The sequence below is a fragment of the Stenotrophomonas sp. SrG genome (assembly GCF_050031795.1).
Lineage (GTDB): Bacteria > Pseudomonadota > Gammaproteobacteria > Xanthomonadales > Xanthomonadaceae > Stenotrophomonas > Stenotrophomonas rhizophila_A.
This window is the reverse complement of sequence record NZ_JBNBBE010000937.1, coordinates 1-242: the sequence shown is the minus strand read 5'-3', so window position 1 is coordinate 242 and position 242 is coordinate 1. Positions and strand designations below refer to the sequence as shown.

General features: G+C 65.3%; 1 pseudogene. It reads left to right on the top strand.

What is annotated here, in order from left to right:
• Positions 1–162: 162 nt before the first annotated feature.
• A pseudogene (locus tag ACQG3P_RS22245) lies at positions 163–242 on the top strand (J domain-containing protein); the annotation flags it as partial.

Genomic DNA, 242 nt, shown 5'->3' with positions numbered 1-242 from the left:
TCAACAACGAGGTCGGCACGGGCACTCCTGGGGCTTCGTCGAGACGGCAGTCCAGGGCACCCGGAGGGCCCGCAGGGACAGCGGGCGGCCTAGTGTAAAGCGGGTTGGGGCCGCTGTGACGTAAATTGAGGTTCCTTTGTTGCCCCGGCCGCCCCGACGACCATGCGCTGGTACGGAAAACTGCTTGGATGCATCGCCGGCGCCCAGCTTTTCAGGCCCAATCCGCTGTTTGGTGCCGTGGT